Raw genomic sequence first — 443 nt, forward strand, 5'->3', positions numbered from 1 at the left:
TCTTCGTATATCGTTGTACTGACAATAGCTGGGAACATGTTTTCATATTGTCCGTATTGATTGATAACACGGCCACAGTAATTAGGATTGAGGATAATATTACGCACTTGATAAGGCTTGCGATTAATGAAGTTATCATCAGCTTCTAAGTATTGCGCAATTTTTTTATAACCATAACCTTGAAGGTAATAATTGAACACAGCTTTTACTGTTGGTGACTTTACTGTGTCTATCGTGAAAGTACCATTATGATAGTGATACCCAAAGGGCGCATGTGTTGTAATTAGTTTACCTTGTCTCGCTTTTTCTTTGATTCCATTTTTGACTTGTTCGCCTATATTATCAGATTCTAGTTCGGCCAAGCTGATGAAAATATTGAGTTTGAGCCGATCGAATGCTTTATCCATGTCGAAGTAGCCATCATGAACGCTTAAGATATGAAC

The 443-nt window shown here is 36.6% G+C and carries 1 protein-coding gene; it reads right to left on the reverse strand.

Annotated elements, in window-relative coordinates; all coding sequences use genetic code 11:
* The coding region (locus J1M39_RS11795) for a recombinase family protein (protein ID WP_241254155.1) at positions 1-407 on the reverse strand (407 nt) is incomplete at its 3' end.
* Positions 408-443 lie beyond the last annotated feature (36 nt).

This window comes from Micrococcus sp. KRD077, assembly GCF_017168505.1.
GTDB lineage: Bacteria > Actinomycetota > Actinomycetes > Actinomycetales > Micrococcaceae > Micrococcus > Micrococcus luteus.